The sequence below is a fragment of the Streptomyces anandii JCM 4720 genome (assembly GCF_014650655.1).
Taxonomy (GTDB): domain Bacteria; phylum Actinomycetota; class Actinomycetes; order Streptomycetales; family Streptomycetaceae; genus Streptomyces; species Streptomyces anandii.
The window spans coordinates 1-1,442 of sequence record NZ_BMVJ01000075.1; the positions used below are offsets into that span (position 1 = coordinate 1).

General features: G+C 68.9%; 1 protein-coding gene. It reads right to left on the reverse strand.

The features are described from left to right. Positions 1–1,442 (reverse strand): acyltransferase domain-containing protein (locus IE249_RS35355; RefSeq protein ID WP_189711613.1); only part of this gene is annotated, 1,442 nt, incomplete at both ends.

The following is a 1,442-nucleotide window of genomic DNA, read 5'->3' on the forward strand; positions in this document are numbered from 1 at the left end:
ACCCGCCGCGCCCCGACACCAGCGAAGAACGCACGCCAGTCCACCGCACCGCCACGCACATACGCCCGAGCAACAGCCGACGTCAGCGACTCGGCCTCCGAACGCTCACGTCGCAGCACAGGAACGAACACCGCCGACCCGTCGCCGACGACACACTCCTGCGCCATGGCCGACAGCACACCGTCCGGACCCAGCTCGACGAACGTCGAAACGCCCTCGGCCTCCAGCACCCGCACACCGTCCAGGAACCGCACGCCCTCCCGCACATGCCGCACCCAGAAGTCGGCCGTCCCGATCTCCTCACCCGACACCACACCACCGGTGAGGTTCGAAACGATCGGGATCCGAGGAGCCTCGTAGGACAGCCCAGAGGCCACCTCCCGGAAGGCCTCCAACATCCCGTCCATGTGCGGCGAGTGGAAGGCATGACTGACCGTCAACCGGTGAGTCTTCCGCCCCTGCTGCTCAAAGACGGCAGTGATCTCCAGTACGGCGCTCTCGTCACCAGCGATCACCACGGAGGTCGGGCCGTTGACGGCCGCGATGCTCACCGCGTCGGTGAGGTGCGGAGTGACCTCCGCCTCGGCAGCCTGCACGGCCACCATCGCACCGATGTCGCCCGGAAGTTCCTGCATCAGCCGGCCACGCGCCGCCACCAGCGTGCACGCGTCCTCCAGCGACAGCACACCCGCACAATGCGCGGCCGCCACCTCACCGATGGAGTGACCCGACAGGAAGTCCGGCCGAATGCCCCACGACTCCAGCAGCCGGAACAACGCCACCTCGACCGCGAACAACGCAGGCTGCGTGCAGACGGTCTCGTTGATCAGATCCGCGTCATCGCCGAACAGCACCTCCAGCAACGGCACGTCCAGATGCCCGTCAAGCCGCGCACACACCGCATCCAACGCATCCGCGAACACCGGATACGCCCCATACAGCTCCCGGCCCATCCCCAACCGCTGGCTGCCCTGCCCCGTGAACAGGAACGCCACACCGCCGCCCTGCCCCGCAACTCCGGCAACCACACCCGGCGCACCACCACCCCGAGCCACGGCATCCAGACCAGCCAGCACCCCATCCGGGTCAGCACCACCAGCCACCACAACCGCCCGCCGCTCCAACGCGGCACGCCCCGTCGCCAGCGAATAGGCAACATCGACTGGACGCGACTGCGGCTGCAGCACGAGCTGCGCGCTCAGTCGTTCCGCCTGTTGGCGCAGCGCCTGCTCGCTCCTGGCCGACAGCAGGAAGGGCAGCACGGGCGGGGTCACGGTCGGCTCCGGGCCCGCCGCAGCAGACGTCTCCTCGGCAGCCACCGTCTCCGGTGCCTGCTCGATGATCGTGTGGGCGTTGGTGCCGCTGATGCCGAAGGACGAGACACCAGCCCTACGCGGACGACCGTCGGTCTCCGGCCACTCCCGGGCCTCGGTCAGCAACTC